We start from the raw sequence: 14,628 nt of genomic DNA, 5'->3' as shown, positions 1-14,628 counted from the left end.
GCGTCCTTGGGGCCGTCGCCGAGGGCCTGGAGCTGCTTGTAGAAGTCCATGCCGGCCAGGGCTCTGTCGTCGTCGAGGGTGCCGACCCACTTGCCGCTGGTCTCGACGGCGAGTTCGCCGCCCTCGTCCCAGATGAAGCCGGCGAGGACATACCAGTTCTGGCCCGCGAGGTAGATGCCCTGCTGGTCGCCCTTGTCGAGTTTCTGGGTGGCCTGGATCCACTCCTGGCGGTTCCTGGGCGGGGTCTTGATCCCGGCGGTCGCGAAGAGGTCCTTGTGGTAGATGACCACCCGGTTGGCGGCGTACCAGGGAACTCCGTACTGGGCGCCGTTGATGGTTCCCGGTTCGGCGAGGCCCTTGAGCCAGTCCTTGCTGCCCCATTCGCGGAGGCCTTCGAGAGTGAGCTCTTCGAGGCCGCCGGTCTCGATGTACTTGGCGACCTGGGTGTTGCCGACCTCGATGACGTCGGCGCTCTCCTTGCTCGTGCCGTCGAGGACGGCGGTGACCTTGTCGCCGATGCCCGTCCACTCCTGGATCCTGACGTCCAGGTCGATGCCCGGGTGTTCCGTCTCGAACGCCGCGGTGAACTTGCCGATGAAGTCCTCCGAGGCGCTGCCCTTCATCAGCCAGAGCGTCACCTTCTGCGACCGTCCGGCCGGGTCGGCCGACTGGCTGCAGCCCGTGAGGGCGGTTGCGGCCGCGAGGGCCGTGCACACGGCGAGGAATCGCGTCTTCAAGAGGGCCACCTTCTGGGGTCGGACTCAGATGGCTCGAAATTGGCATAGACCAATAGGCCGGTCAAGGGCCTTTCCCTCGGGACTGTTCGCCCAAAGTTCGCGGACCCGGAGTTACTGGGGCACCGTAGAACCAGGCAAAAGCCACCCACCTTCGGGAGACCTCCATGTCCAATCACACGTACCGGGTGACCGAGATCGTCGGCACCTCCCACGAGGGCATCGATCAGGCCATCCGCAACGGCATCGCCCGGGCGGGCCAGACCGTGCGGAATCTGGACTGGTTCGAGGTGGTTCAGGTACGCGGCCACATCGAGAACGGGGAGATCGCCCACTACCAGGTGGGACTCAAGGTCGGCTTCCGCCTCGAAGGCGAGGACTGAGCCCCCGACCCGGCGGCCCCGGCCCTGGACCCGGGGCCGAGCCCGGGCCCCGGGAGCACCCCCCGACCCCGGACCCGACTCTCCGGCTCAGGTCCGGCCGTCGACCTCCTGGGCGGACTTCAGCTCCGGCGCGTCCGCCGCCCAGTCGGCGAGCAGCACCCGGAATCCGGCGGCGCGCGCGGCCTGGCAGACGAGCTCGTCGTCGTCGACGAGCATCCGCACCTCCCGGCCCCGCGAGATCCGCCGCAGCACCTCCAGCTTGGTCGTGCGGGCCGGCCGCCGGTCCTGGTTCCCGCGCATGAACAGCCGCCCGTCGGGCAGACCGTGGCGGGCGAGCCAGTCGAGCGTGTCCGCGCGGCACCGCTCGGGGCGCCCGGTCAGGTACACCACCTCGCAGCCGGCCGCGCTCTCCACCGCCATCGCCACCCCGCGCCCGAGCGGCGGATCGGCCGGGGCGGCGGCGAAGAAGCCGCTCCAGTCCCGGGGCCGGCGCTCAAGGAAGTGCTGGCGATGGCCGGTGTCCGCCAGGGTGTTGTCGAGGTCGAAGACGGCCAGCGGCCGGGTGGTGTGCTCACTCATCCCGTCAGCGTAGGAGAGCCGTACGGGGAATCCTCACGGCCGCTGGGCGTTGAGTCCTGTGTGATCCGAAAACTGTCGATACTCGACCGGTCGCGCACCCGCCGGGGCCACCCGGCCCCGCAGGCCCTGCGCGACACCGTGGAGCTGGCCCGGACGGCCGAGGAGCTCGGCTACCACCGCTTCTGGGTCTCGGAACACCACAGCGTGCCCGGTGTCGCGGGCTCGGCGCCGACGGTGCTGGCCGCCGCCGTCGCCGGAGCCACGCACCGGATCCGGGTCGGCACGGGCGGGGTCATGCTGCCCAACCACCAGCCGATGGTGGTGGCGGAGCAGTTCGGGGTCCTGGAGGCACTGTTCCCCGGCCGGATCGACATGGGCCTCGGCCGTTCGGTCGGCTTCACCAACGGCATCCGGCGGGCGTTGGGCCGTGACACCGGGGACGCCGACCGCTTCGAGGAGCAGCTGGCCGAACTGCTGGGCTGGCTCGACGGCACGCAGCGGGCCCACCCCGAGGTGCACGCCCACCCCGCCGAAGGGCTGCGGATCCCGGCCTACGTCCTGGCCACCGGCGAGGGTGGCGGGATCGCCGCACGGGCCGGGCTGCCGCTGGTGGTGGGGGACCTGCGGGCCCGCGACCGGGTGAGCGGGATCATCGAGGCGTACCGCAAGGAGTTCCGGCCCTCCGCCAGGGGCGCTGCGCCGTACGTCGTGGTCTCCGGAACCGTGGCGATCGGCACCACCGCGGAGGAGGCCCGCCGCATCCTGGTCCCGGAGGCCTGGGCCCTCGCGCACTCCCGCACCCGCGGCAGCTTCCCGTCGCTGCGCCCGGCCGAGGAGATCGAGGTGCTGGAGATGACCCCGAAGGAACGGGAGCTCTACGAGGGCGCCCTGGCCGGACACCTCCACGGCACGGAGGAGCAGGTGGCGGCGGAACTGTCGGAAGTCATGGAACGGACCGGCGCGGACGAACTCCTGGTCACCACCTCCACGTACGACCGCACGGCGCTCCTGGACTCCTATGCGCGGCTGGCCCGGATCAGGGGCCTCTGAACGCGAGCCTTTGCAATAGGACGAATGCACCAGGCCGCCGGTACCCCCGCCCCTCCCGGCAAGCCCCTCGACCCCTATGTGCGGGTCCGGGGCGCCCGGGAGCACAATCTGCGCGGCGTCAACGTGGACATCCCGCGCGACGCGCTGACCGTGTTCACCGGGGTCTCCGGCTCCGGGAAGAGCTCGCTCGCCTTCGGCACGCTCTACGCCGAGGCCCAGCGCCGGTACTTCGAGTCCGTGGCCCCGTACGCCCGGCGCCTGATCCACCAGATCGGCGCGCCGAAAGTGGACTCCGTCACCGGGCTGCCGCCGGCGGTGTCGCTGGAGCAGCGGCGCTCCTCCCAGGTGGTCGCGGGCGCGAACTGGGTCATCGACCTGGGCCCGGGCGGCGGCACCGCGGGCGGCCGGGTGGTCGCCGCGGGTACGCCGTCGCAAGTGGCCTCCGCGACGGGCAGCCGTACGGCCCCGTACCTGGGGCGGGCCCTGGGAGTTGCCGTCGAAGTGTCACGTCCGCGGTAGACCTCGCGCGTCAGCGGGGGCCCTTGCGCACCGCCCGCAGCCACTCCTTGTTCATCGCGGCGATCGACGGCAGCGGGATGCCCTTCGGGCAGGCCGTGGCGCACTCGCCGGTCAGGGTGCAGCCGCCGAAGCCCTCCTCGTCCATCCGGGCCACCATGTCCAGCACGCGGGTCTCGCGTTCCGGCGAGCCCTGCGGGAGGACGTTCAGGTGGTTGACCTTGGCGGAGGTGAAGAGCATCGCGGAGCCGTTGGGGCAGGCCGCCACGCACGCGCCGCAGCCGATGCACTCGGCGTGCTCGAAGGCGAAGTCGGCGTCGGCCTTAGGTACGGCGGTGGCGTGCGCCTCGGGGGCGGCGCCGGTGGGGGCGGTGATGTAGCCGCCGGCCTGGATGATCCGGTCGAAGGCGCCGCGGTCGACGACGAGGTCCTTGACGACCGGGAAGGCGGCGGCCCGCCAGGGCTCGACGTCGATGGTGTCGCCGTCGGCGAAGGACCTCATGTGGAGCTGGCAGGTGGTGGTGCGTTCCGGGCCGTGTGCGTCGCCGTTGATGACGAGGCTGCAGGCGCCGCAGATACCCTCGCGGCAGTCGTGGTCGAAGGCGACCGGGTCCTCACCGCGCAGGATGAGGTCCTCGTTGAGGGTGTCGAGCATCTCCAGGAAGGACATGTCCTTCGAGATGCCGGTGACCTCGTACGAGACCATGTGGCCGGGGTCGCCGGCGCCGCGCTGGCGCCAGACGCGCAGGGTGAGCTTCATGCGTAGCTCCGCTGGGTGGGGTGGACGTACTCGAAGACGAGGTCTTCCTTGTGCAGGACGGGGGCGGCCCCGGTGGCGGTGAACTCCCAGGCCGCGGCGTAGGAGAAGGCTTCGTCCCGGCGGGCCGCCTCGCCGTCGGGGGTCTGGGACTCCTCCCGGAAGTGGCCACCGCAGGATTCGGCACGGGCGAGCGCGTCGAGGCACATCAGCTCGGCGAGTTCGAGATAGTCGACGATGCGGTTGGCCTTCTCCAGCGACTGGTTGAACTCCTCGCCGCTGCCCGGGACCTTGATCCGGCGCCAGAACTCCTCACGGATCTCGGGGATCCGGCCGAGCGCCGTGCGCAGCCCCTCCTCACTGCGCGCCATCCCGCAGTACTCCCACATGAGTTCGCCGATCTCGCGGTGGAAGGAGTCGGGGGTGCGGTCGCCTTCGACGGCGAGCAGTTTCGCGAGCCGCTCGCGGGTCTCGCGTACGACGGCCACGGCCTCGGGGTGGGCATCGTCGACGGGGCTCCGGTGGGGGTGGCGGGCCAGGTAGTCGTTGATCGTGGAGGGGAGCACGAAGTAGCCGTCGGCGAGGCCCTGCATGAGGGCGGAGGCACCGAGGCGGTTGGCCCCGTGGTCGGAGAAGTTGGCCTCGCCGATGGCGAAGAGGCCGGGGACGGTGGTCTGGAGGTCGTAGTCGACCCACAGGCCGCCCATCGTGTAGTGCACGGCGGGGTATATCCGCATGGGGACCTCGTACGGGTTCTCCGCGGTGATCCGCTCGTACATGTCGAAGAGGTTGCCGTACTTCTCTGCGACCTTGTCGCGGCCCATGCGGCGGATGGCGTCGGCGAAGTCGAGGTAGACGCCCTGCCCGCCGGGGCCCACGCCGCGGCCCTCGTCGCAGACGTTCTTCGCGGCGCGGGAGGCGATGTCGCGCGGTACGAGGTTGCCGAAGGAGGGGTAGATCCGCTCCAGGTAGTAATCGCGCTCCGCCTCGGGAATGTCGGCCGCGGCGCGGGTGTCGCCCTTGGCCTTGGGGACCCAGATGCGTCCGTCGTTGCGCAGGGACTCGCTCATGAGGGTGAGCTTGGACTGGTGGTCGCCGGTGCGCGGGATGCAGGTGGGGTGGATCTGGGTGAAGCAGGGGTTCGCGAAGTACGCCCCGCGCCGGTGCGCCCGCCAGACGGCGGTCGCGTTGGAGTTCATGGCGTTGGTGGAGAGGTAGAAGACGTTGCCGTAGCCGCCGCTGGCCAGGACCACGGCGTCGGCGTAGTGCGTGGAGATCTCGCCGGTGATCAGGTCGCGTGCGACGATGCCGCGGGCCACTCCGTCGACGACGATCAGGTCGAGCATCTCGGTGCGGGCGTGCATCTCGACGTTGCCGGCGGCGATCTGCCGGGAAAGCGCCTGGTAGGCGCCGAGCAGGAGCTGCTGGCCGGTCTGGCCGCGGGCGTAGAAGGTGCGGGAGACCTGGACCCCGCCGAAGGAGCGGGTGTCGAGGAGGCCGCCGTACTCGCGGGCGAAGGGGACGCCCTGGGCCACGCACTGGTCGATGATCTCCACCGAGATCTGGGCGAGGCGGTGGACGTTGGACTCGCGGGCGCGGAAGTCGCCGCCCTTGACGGTGTCGTAGAAGAGGCGGTGCACCGAGTCGCCGTCGTTGCGGTAGTTCTTGGCGGCGTTGATGCCGCCCTGGGCGGCGATGGAGTGGGCACGGCGGGGTGAATCGGAGAAGCAGAACTGGACCACGTGGTAGCCCTGTTCGGCGAGGGTCGCGCCGGCCGCTCCGCCCGCCAGGCCGGTACCGACGACGATGACGGTGTGCTTGCGGCGGTTGGCCGGGTTGACGAGCTTGGCCTCGAAGCGGCGGCGGTCCCAGCGGTCCGCGATCGGGCCTTCGGGGGCCTTGGTGTCGGCGACGGGCGCGCCGGTGGTGTAGCCGGCGTAGTGGCGGTGCCGCGTGTGGGTGTGCTCGTCGTGGTCGTGCTGGTGTGCGCTCATGGTCAGTTCACCACTCCGGTCATGACGGCTACGGGGACGGACACGAAGCCGGCGAAGAGGACGAGGGCCAGGCCGTTGGCCAGGAACTTCAGCGTCCGCTCGCGTCGGGCGCTGCCGGCTCCGAGGGTCTGCGCGGCGCTCCAGAAGCCGTGGCGGACGTGCAGGCCGAGGGCGGCCATCGCCACGATGTAGATGGTGTTCCCGTACCAGGTGGAGAAGGTGGACAGGACGTTCTCGTACGGGTGGCCGGACCAGGCGCGCTCGTTGACGGTGAGCGTGGTGAGGTCGAGCAGGTGCCAGACGATGAACAGGCCGAGGATGATCCCGCCCCAGCGCATGGTGCGGGTGGCGTAGCTCGCGCGGCGGCGCTTGTGGGCGTACTTGACCGGGCGGGCCTTGATGTCGCGGCGGCTGAGCTGGTACGCGGACACGGCGTGGGCGACGACCGCTGCGAGCAGTGCCACGCGGACGAGCCACAGGGCCCACTCGTGGTGCAGGAAGGGCGAGCCGAGGGTGCGCAGCCAGTGGGCGTAGCCGTTGAACTCGTCCGCCCCGAAGAAGATCTTGAGGTTTCCGAGCATGTGCACGACGAGGTAGCCGAGCATGATCAGGCCGGACACGGCCATCACGGATTTCTTGCCGACGGAAGAGTCCCAGATCGTGCGTGTGATGGACGGCCGTCGATCCGTCCGCGTTGCCAGAGCCATGTCTTCGACGGTACGGAGGGCCGCCCCGAAAGGGCAAAGACATGATTCAGCTGATATCGATAGGGGGCAGCTATGGAAGGCGGTAGCGTGGGCGCATGCAGTTCCAGCAGCTCCTGTACTTCGTGGCCGTCGCCGAGACCCGGCACTTCACCCGGGCCGCCGAGCGCGTGCACGTGGCGCAGCCCTCGCTCTCGCAGCAGATCAAGGCGCTGGAGCGGGAACTCGGGGCCGAGTTGTTCAGCCGGGCCCGGGGCAACATCACGCTGACCGACGCGGGTGAGACGCTGCTGCCGCTGGCGCGGCGGATCCTGGCGGACGCGGACACCGCACGGCTTGAGGTGCAGGAACTGGCGCAGCTACGGCGCGGGCGCGTCCGGCTCGGCGCCACGCCCAGCATTTGCACGGGCCTGCTGCCGGACGTGCTGCGGGCCTTCCACGACGCGCATCCCGGGATCGAGCTGCTGATCGAGGAGAGCGGGTCGCTCGACCTCGTACGGGAGCTCGCGCGCGGGGCCCTGGACCTGGCCCTGATCGCGTTGCCGCTGCCCCCTTCCGCGCCGGCCCTGACCACGGTGGAGCTGCTGACGGAAGACCTCGTGGTGGTCTCCTCTGCGGAACGGCCGGCGCCGGGCGAGGGCGCCGAGCTGACCATTCCAGGGCTGCGGGACGAGCCGATGGTGATGTTCCGGCACGGCTACGACCTGCGGGAGCTCACGGTGGCGGCTTGCCGGGCGGAGGGCTTCGAGCCCGTCTTCACCGTGGAGGGCGGCGAGATGGACGCGGTCCTGGGCTTCGTCCGGGCGGGGCTCGGTATCGCGGTGGTCCCGGCGATGGTGGTGGACCGCGCCGGTCCGGGCCTGCGGGTGACCCGGATGGCCGGGTCCCCGCTGCGCCGCACGATCGCCCTGGCCCACCGCACCGACGTGGCTCCGCCGCGCGCGGCCCGTGAGCTGAAGCGCATACTGCTCGGCTGACTCCAGCACGGCGGGGCCACGCCGGGCGGAGCGGCCGTCATGGCGCCGCCGCGGACACCGGCGGGGCAGGGGCTGCCGGCAGCGCCTTGTCGAGGCCGTCCGCCAGCATCGCGAAGGCCTGGTCGGCGTCGGCCACGGCGGCCGCGTGGGCCTCGTCGGCGCTCTGGCCGGAGTCGATCCGCCGCCAGTTCTCCCGTCCCAGCTCATGACGGACGGCCACCAGGTGCATGGCCGCCAGGCGGGCGGCGAGCGGAGGCACGGCCTCCGCCTCCAGCTCGGCGGCGAGCAGTTCCACCTCGCGGTCGGTGTAGTGGCCCAGTCGGCTCTGCAGGCTGGCGGTGCTGTAGAGCAGCCGCGCGAAGGCCACCACGTTCGGGTGGTCGCACAGGCCGGTGATGGGATCCCGCTCGGCCAGCGCCGTCAGGAAGTGCGCGCGCACGGCGCCCACCGGCGTGCGGCCGGCGGGCCGTTCGCGCACGATGCGTGCCGCCTCGTCCTGATGGTCGGCGAACCGGTCGAGCAGGAGGTCCTCCTTGCTCGGGAAGTAGCGGAAGAGGGTGGGCTTGGAGACCTCGGCCGCGGCGGCGACATCCGCCACCGACACGGCGTCGAAGCCCCGTTCCAGGAAGAGCTCCAGCGCCGTGGCCGCCAGGCGGTGGCGTGTGCGGAGCTTCTTGTTCTCGCGCAGACCCGTCGTGTTCTCCATACCGCACAGCGTAGCACGAACCGTGACCGAGTTATTTTTTTAACCGAGTTGCTTTTTCTGGCGGGAGCCGCTTTCCTTGAGGCAACGACGAGGAGAGGACCTCCCATGATCGATGTACAGACCGACTCGATGACCGACGTACTGATCGCGGGATCCGGCCCCACCGGACTGACGCTCGCCTGCGACCTCGCACTGCTGGGAGCCACCGTGCGCGTCATCGACCGGCGCACCGAGCCGCACCACGAGTCCCGGGGCAAGGGGCTGCTGCCGGGCAGCCTCAAGATCTTCGAAGAGCTCGGCGCGCTGGAACCGATGGTCGCCACGGGCAGCGCGAGCGTGACCCTGCGCAAGTACTTCGACGGGGAACACATCAACGACACCCCCACCGCCGCCGGCCTGCTGCTCGGGCAGTGGCAGATCGAGAAGGTCCTGCGCGACCGGCTCGCCGGGCTGGGTGTCCGGGTGGAGTACGGATCGGAGCTCGTTGGAATCACCCAGGACGAGGCCGGGGTGCGTGCGGAGCTGGCGGACGGCATCGTGATCGGAGCCCGCTATCTCGCCGGGTGCGACGGCGGGCGCAGCACCACCCGCAGGCTGCTCGGCATCCCCTTCGAGGGGAGCGGACAGGAGGAGCCCGCGATGGTGATCGGGGATGTCAGGGCACCCGGGCTCAGCAGGGACGTCTGGCACCAGTGGTTCACCTCCGAGGGCACCGGAGTACTGCTCTGCCCGATGCCGGGGACGGACAGCTTCCAGCTGCAGGCCTCGCCGGAGCGGGACGAACGGGGCGAACCGGTGCCGCCCTCGCTGGAGAGCTTCCAGCGGATCTTCGACCGTCACGCCCGGGTGCCGGGCATCCGGCTCGTCGACGCCACCTGGGTCTCGGCCTGGCGGGTCAACGTCCGGATGGCCACGCGGATACGGGAGGGCCGGGTCTTCCTCGCAGGGGACGCCGCGCACGTGCAGCCCATAGCCGGCGGGCTGGGCATGAACACCGGAATCCAGGACGCGGCCGAACTCGGCCGGACACTGGCGGCAGCGCTCACCGAGCCCGACAGTGAGGAGGTGCTCGACGCCTACGAGGCGGCGCGGCTGCCGGTGGCCGCCGACGTTCTGGCCGACACGGCGGAGCGGTACCAGCGGGTCGTGGAAGCCGTCCGGACCCCCGGCCGCGGGACGGAGGTCGGCATGACCCGGACGGAGCCGCCCGCCGGAGCCTGAGGCGGCCCGGCGGGGCGGATGTCACGAGGGCGTGGGCACCGCGTCCGAGAGGGAGAGGGTGTGGATGCGGTCCGGGGCTCCGGGCCGGGCGTAGTACCAGCCCTGCGCGGTGTCGCAGCCGAGGGCCCGCAGCTGGGCGGCCTGGGCGCCGGTCTCCACGCCCTCGACGGTGACGGCGAGTTCGAGGCTGTGCGCCAAGGCGACGATCCCCTCCACGATCTTGACATCGACCGGGTTGGCGGGCTGCTGCTGCATCCCCTGGGTGAAGGAGCGGTCGAGCTTGAGGACGCTGACCGGCAGGCGCCGCAAATTGGCCAGGTTCGAGTAGCCGGTGCCGAAGTCGTCGAGGGCGATGTCCACACCGAGGGCGGCAAGCCGGCGCAGCGGTTCCAGGAGCTCGTCGTCGGCCCCTATCAGGGCCGACTCGGTGACCTCCAGGCACAGCGCGCCCGGGGCCAGGCCGGACTTCTCCAGCACCGCCACGGTGTCGGCGACCAGGCCCGGGTGGTGCAGCTGGGTCGGCGAGAGGTTGACGTTGATCCGCAGGGCCGCACCCCCGTGCTGGCGCTGCCAGATGCGGGCCTGGCGGACGGCCTCCTCCAGGACCCAGCGGCCGAGCGGCACGATCAGCCCGGTCCGTTCGGCGAGCGGGATGAAGCGGTCCGGGCCGAGTACCCCGTACTGCGGGTGCGACCAGCGCACCAGCGCCTCGGCTCCGTGCACGCTGCCGTCGCGCATGTGGACCAGCGGCTGGTACTCGATGAAGAACTCGCCGCGTTCCAGTGCCGCGGGCAGGGCGTTGGTCAGGCCGTGGCGGGTGATCGCACGGGCGTCGGCCTCGGCGTCGGCGAATTCGAAGCGGTTGCCGCCGGCCGCCTTGGCCCGGTACATCGTGATGTCGGCGCTGCGCAGCACCTCGGCCGGGGTGCGTTCCTTGGCCCGGCCCTCGACGATGCCGATGCTGCCCCGGACCGTCAGCTCCCGGCCCTCCAGCCGGATCGGCGTGGACAGGGCGGTCAGTATGCGGACCGCCAGGTCGGTCACCTTCTGTTCGGTGTCGGAGCCGGTGGTCAGGGCGACGAACTCGTCACCGCCGAGCCGGGCGACCACCTCGCCGGGGCCGGTCGCGCAGCTCTGCAGCCGGTCGGCGACCTCCACCAGCAGCCGGTCCCCCGCCGAGTGCCCGAGGCTGTCGTTGACCGCCTTGAAACCGTCGAGGTCGAGGTAGCACAGGCCGTATCGGTCGCCCCCGGCCCCGCTGAGGGCCTTCTCCAGCCGCTCGAAGAACAGAGTCCGGTTGGGCAGGCCGGTCAGGGCGTCGTGGGTGGCCTCGTAGCGCAGGCGCAGGTTCAGCAGCCGGCGTTCGGTGGTGTCCTCCATCAGCGCCAGCTGGTATTGCGGCTTCCCGTCGGCGTCACGCAGCAGCGACACCGTCAGGTTGGTCCAGAGCACGGTGCCGTCGTGCCGGTAGTACGGCTTCTCCACGCGGTAGCTCTCGCGCTCGCCGCGCACCAGCTCGCCGTACATCCGCCAGACGTGCGGGGTGTCGTCGGGATGTCCCCACTCGCTGACGTTACGGCTGCGGACATGCCCCTCCAGGCCGCCGAACATCTGCAGGAGGGTGTCGTTGACCTCCAGGACGTTCCCGTCGAGGTCGGCGATGCCGATTCCCACGGCCGCGCCCTCGAAGACCGCGCGGAAGCGCTCCTCGCTCGCGTGCAGGGCCTGCTGCGCGTCGGTGCGCGCGGTCAGCGCGGAGCGCGCGATGGCCTCCTGCTCCCTGAGGGTGCGTTCCCGCAGGGCCCGGGCGTATCCCGCCGCGATGGCGTGCTGGAGCCGGGCGCAACGGGAGCGGTACTCCTCTGTGCCTGCCACGCCGGAACCCTCGGATCCGTCCGGGCCGCAGTAGAGCACCAGGTACGACTCGATCACGCCCAGCGTGCCGGCCAGGGCCTCGGGGTCGGTGCAGTGCACGGCGACGAGTTCCGCCCCCACCTGCTGGGCGACCGAGGCGTCGAAAGGCCGGGCGTGCAGGGCCTCGGTGAGCGTCCGGGTGAGGGGCACGAGGTGCCGTTCGAACTCGGGGCGGGTCAGCGAGGTCGCCGTGACGGGGAAGATCGCCCGGCCCCAGATCGTGGCGAAGCGGGCGATCCGGTCCTCGATGCCGCCGTGCGGGGCCGCCGAGGACCCGGTGGCCGGTGCCGCGGCGGGCGCCACGGCGACTTTCGGCGAGCCCGCCGTCTGTGCCGGAAGTCTCACGCCTTGCGTCCCACGCCGCCGAAGCCCGAGAAGGTGTAGGGGTCCTCCGGTGTCTCGCAGTCCTCGCCGTCGTCGGGCCGGTCCGGCCGCCAGTCGGGCATGGACACGAGGCCCGGCTCCAGCATCTCGAACCCGTCGAAGAAGCCGCTGATCTGTTCCCGGGTACGCATGACGAGGGGGTTGCGCATGTCCCGGTAGACGCCCACGGTGCCGGCGGCGGTTTCCTGGGTGAGCGGGATTCCCTCGTACGAGGCGTGCGTGAGGATCAGCAGACTGCCGGGGGCCAGCGCGTCCCGCAGCTCGGCGACGGCGGCGTACGGGTCGTCCGCGTCCTCCAGGAAGTGCAGGACGGCGACGAGCAGCAGGGCGACCGGGCGGCCGAGGTCGAGCAGTCGGCCGACCTCGGGGGCGGCCAGGATCTCCTTGGGCTTGCGCAGGTCGGCGGCGACGATGCCGCTGTGGTCGTCCCCCGTGAGGACGGCCCGGCTGTGCGCGACGGCCACCGGGTCGTGGTCGACGTAGACGACGCGCGCCTGCGGGCTGGCGGCCTGGGCGATCTCGTGGACATTGCCGAAGGTCGGGATGCCGGAACCGATGTCGAGGAACTGCGTGACGCCCTCGGCGACCGCGTGCCGGACGGCGCGGCGCATGAATGCCCGGTTGGCCTGCATGATCTTGGGCAGTCCCGGCATGAATTCCATGGCGCGGCGAGCGGTCTGGCGGTCGACCTCGAAATTGTGGGACCCGCCCAGGTAGTAATCATAGATGCGGGACACGCTCGGCACCGATATGTCGATGCCTGGCGGGGCCCAGGCGGGGCGCTCCATCGGGGTCTCCAAGCGTTGGTCCTGCGGTCGTCCGTGTGAGGTCGGACTCCTGTCCGAGCCGAATGTACTGATCATTTCCCAACGGGGCGAGCAAAAGCGGAAATTGGCGATCCGTTCTTCGTCACACACCAAAGGTGCCGCCACGCCGGGCGAGGGAATGACCGATACCGACAAGTCCCTTATGGGAATTGACCGAGGGTCGATCGGAGTCGTCACACTACCGACCCATCAGTGGCTCAAACCTCACTGGTCGGCAGTCCACCCGTTCAGGCGAACCGGGGCCGAGCCTCGCGTGCCCGGACGCGCGCGGGCCCATGCTCCCGGGGTGAACAGAGCCTGTGCCAGGCGCCTGCTGGCAGTCCCGGTCCTGCTGTGGGCGGCCTTGTCCGTCACGCCGGCCGTGGCTGATAGCCGCGCCTACGCGACGACCGACTCCGGCGACGGACCGGCCGCCGCCGTGGTGGCCTCGGTGGCCGGTGGCAGCGACCGCGGCCGCGGCCCGCGTGGCGGACATCACGGTGACGACCAGGGCTCCGACCACGGGAAACGTCGTGGAGGCGGGCATGGCGGGGGCCATCACGGCCACCCTCACTGCCCCCCGCCGCCACCCCCTCCACCGTGCCCGCCGAAGCCGCCACCGAAGCCGCCGAAGCCCACGCCGCCCCCCGTGGCGACTCCCCCGCCCCCACCGCCCGAGCCCCCAGCCCCGAAGCCCGCACCGCCGAAGCCCCTGCCGCCTCCCGAGCCGGCGCCGAAGCCCGTACCGAAGCCGGCTCCGCCCGCACCGCCCCCGCCGAAGCCGGCGCCCCGTGTGGTCAGGGCTCCCGCACTGCCACCACCGGCACCACCTGCCCCACCGCCACCACCCGTACCAGAGGTGAAACCCGTACCGCCGAAACCGGTGGCCCGACCCGCGTATCACGCGGCGGCCCGCAAACCGGCCGAGCACCACATCTCGCCGGTGACATTCACCTTGATGACCGTTGCTCCCGCGGTGCTCGCGATCGTCGCGCTGCGCCCGCGCTAGCCCTTCTTCCGCCCCACCAGTAACCGATTGGGAGTCATCTTGTCGGAATGGCTCGTCCTGTCCCTCGCGATGGCCGCGGCCTGTGCCGTGGTGCTGTCCATCGCCTTCTTCAACCACAGGAGGATCGGCGACGACGACGATCCGAACGAGACCCCGGACGTCATCGAGTACATGACGATGATGATCGGGGTGATCTACGCGATCGTGCTGGGCCTGGCGATCGCCGGCGTCTGGGAGGGCCGGGGGGCCGCTCAGGAATACGTGCGCCAGGAGGCCCAGGCCCTGCACGAGATCAGTGTCCGCTCGGAGGTCTACCCGGCCGAGGTGCGCAAGCGGATCGCGTCCGATGTCGACGCGTACGTGACCTACGTCGTGGACACGGAGTGGAAGCGGATGGCCGACCACGGCGAGCTCAGCGAGCACGGCGGGGAACTGCTGGAACGTATCCGCCGGGACGTCACCGACCACGTACCGCAGACCGATCACGAGGGGCAGGCCTACCAGCCGCTGGTCGACCAGGTCGCCGTGGTGGACGACGCCCGCAGCGCACGCGGCTCGAGTGCCGGGGCCACCATGCCGGGGGTGGTGTGGTTCGGGCTGATCGTCGGCGCCCTGGTGACCGTGGGGCTGATCTTCACCCTGCAGATCAGGCGGTCGTTCCGCGAGATGCTGCTGGCCGGCCTGTTCAGTGCCCTGATCGCGTTCCTGCTCTTCCTGATCTGGGACTTCGACGCACCGTTCGGGCGGGGCATCTCCGCCACCGCCGAACCGTTCCTCGCCCAGTTCCCCCACCTCGATCTCGGCGGGTAGGTCGTCTCTTTCGGATCTTGTCGGTCGGGCCCGCGTTGTCCGGTGCCGTGGATCGCAAGGCGGAGGGGCGCCCGTGTACTGGAT

Annotated in this window: 13 protein-coding genes and 1 pseudogene; 6 read left to right on the top strand and 8 right to left on the bottom strand. The window is 71.0% G+C overall.

The annotated features are described in order from the left end of the window. Window positions 1-737: extracellular solute-binding protein (locus ACWGIU_RS11320; RefSeq protein WP_453704601.1), on the bottom strand; the 737-nt coding region annotated here is incomplete at its 3' end. Between the two features lie 164 nt (window positions 738-901). Between ACWGIU_RS11320 and ACWGIU_RS11315 the strand changes: the two genes are divergently transcribed. After that, the gene (locus ACWGIU_RS11315; RefSeq protein ID WP_030663252.1) at window positions 902-1,117 is read left to right on the top strand and encodes a dodecin; all 216 of its coding nucleotides are present in this window, start codon (window positions 902-904) and stop codon (window positions 1,115-1,117) included. Between the two features lie 87 nt (window positions 1,118-1,204). Here ACWGIU_RS11315 and ACWGIU_RS11310 read toward each other — a convergent pair whose 3' ends face one another. Further along, window positions 1,205-1,696 (bottom strand): phosphatase domain-containing protein, encoded by a 492-nt coding sequence (locus ACWGIU_RS11310; RefSeq protein ID WP_453704599.1) that lies wholly within the window; start codon window positions 1,694-1,696, stop codon window positions 1,205-1,207. Window positions 1,697-1,756: 60 nt separating this feature from the next. Here ACWGIU_RS11310 and ACWGIU_RS11305 point away from each other — a divergent pair, with 60 nt between their 5' ends. Further along, entirely contained in the window at window positions 1,757-2,746 is a 990-nt protein-coding gene (locus tag ACWGIU_RS11305) for an LLM class flavin-dependent oxidoreductase (protein ID WP_453704597.1), read from the top strand. Window positions 2,747-2,770: 24 nt separating this feature from the next. Then, a pseudogene (locus ACWGIU_RS11300) lies at window positions 2,771-3,088 on the top strand (ABC transporter); the annotation flags it as partial. 187 nt (window positions 3,089-3,275) lie between these two features. Here ACWGIU_RS11300 and ACWGIU_RS11295 read toward each other — a convergent pair. The 3 genes from ACWGIU_RS11295 to ACWGIU_RS11285 are packed head-to-tail and all read right to left on the bottom strand — an operon-like array spanning window position 3,276 to window position 6,720. After that, the gene (locus ACWGIU_RS11295) at window positions 3,276-4,022 is read right to left on the bottom strand and encodes a succinate dehydrogenase/fumarate reductase iron-sulfur subunit (protein ID WP_453704595.1); all 747 of its coding nucleotides are present in this window, start codon (window positions 4,020-4,022) and stop codon (window positions 3,276-3,278) included. Beyond that, window positions 4,019-6,013, bottom strand: coding sequence for a fumarate reductase/succinate dehydrogenase flavoprotein subunit (locus ACWGIU_RS11290; RefSeq protein ID WP_453704593.1), 1,995 nt, complete (start codon window positions 6,011-6,013; stop codon window positions 4,019-4,021). The genes ACWGIU_RS11295 and ACWGIU_RS11290 overlap by 4 nt, the downstream gene beginning before the upstream one ends. A 2-nt stretch (window positions 6,014-6,015) precedes the next feature. After that, window positions 6,016-6,720: a succinate dehydrogenase gene (locus tag ACWGIU_RS11285; protein ID WP_453704591.1), complete on the bottom strand. Its 705-nt coding sequence runs from the start codon at window positions 6,718-6,720 to the stop codon at window positions 6,016-6,018. A 95-nt stretch (window positions 6,721-6,815) separates the two neighbouring features. Between ACWGIU_RS11285 and ACWGIU_RS11280 the strand changes: the two genes are divergently transcribed. Continuing rightward, entirely contained in the window at window positions 6,816-7,694 is an 879-nt protein-coding gene (locus tag ACWGIU_RS11280) for a LysR family transcriptional regulator (protein WP_453704589.1), read from the top strand. A 37-nt stretch (window positions 7,695-7,731) separates the two neighbouring features. On the opposite strand, the gene ACWGIU_RS11275 is transcribed toward ACWGIU_RS11280, so the two are convergent. Beyond that, a complete protein-coding gene (locus ACWGIU_RS11275) occupies window positions 7,732-8,400 on the bottom strand; it encodes a TetR/AcrR family transcriptional regulator (protein ID WP_453704587.1) in 669 nt (222 codons plus the stop codon). Between the two features lie 105 nt (window positions 8,401-8,505). On the opposite strand from ACWGIU_RS11275, the gene ACWGIU_RS11270 reads away from it, so the two are divergent. Further along, window positions 8,506-9,621: an FAD-dependent monooxygenase gene (locus ACWGIU_RS11270; RefSeq protein WP_453704585.1), complete on the top strand. Its 1,116-nt coding sequence runs from the start codon at window positions 8,506-8,508 to the stop codon at window positions 9,619-9,621. A gap of 21 nt (window positions 9,622-9,642) precedes the next feature. Here ACWGIU_RS11270 and ACWGIU_RS11265 read toward each other — a convergent pair whose 3' ends face one another. Both ACWGIU_RS11265 and ACWGIU_RS11260 read right to left on the bottom strand, forming a co-directional pair. Beyond that, on the bottom strand, window positions 9,643-11,880 hold the full coding sequence (locus tag ACWGIU_RS11265) for a putative bifunctional diguanylate cyclase/phosphodiesterase (protein ID WP_453704583.1): 2,238 nt from the start codon (window positions 11,878-11,880) through the stop codon (window positions 9,643-9,645). Next, entirely contained in the window at window positions 11,877-12,707 is an 831-nt protein-coding gene (locus ACWGIU_RS11260) for an SAM-dependent methyltransferase (RefSeq protein WP_453704581.1), read from the bottom strand. Before ACWGIU_RS11260 ends, ACWGIU_RS11265 begins: the two co-directional genes overlap by 4 nt. Before the next feature lie 1,066 nt (window positions 12,708-13,773). Between ACWGIU_RS11260 and ACWGIU_RS11255 the strand changes: the two genes are divergently transcribed. Next, a complete protein-coding gene (locus ACWGIU_RS11255; RefSeq protein ID WP_453704579.1) occupies window positions 13,774-14,544 on the top strand; it encodes a bestrophin-like domain in 771 nt (256 codons plus the stop codon). Window positions 14,545-14,628: the final 84 nt, after the last annotated feature.

It is taken from the genome of Streptomyces sp. NPDC054840 (assembly GCF_053611065.1).
This window is presented reverse-complemented; position numbering and strand designations above follow the sequence as displayed.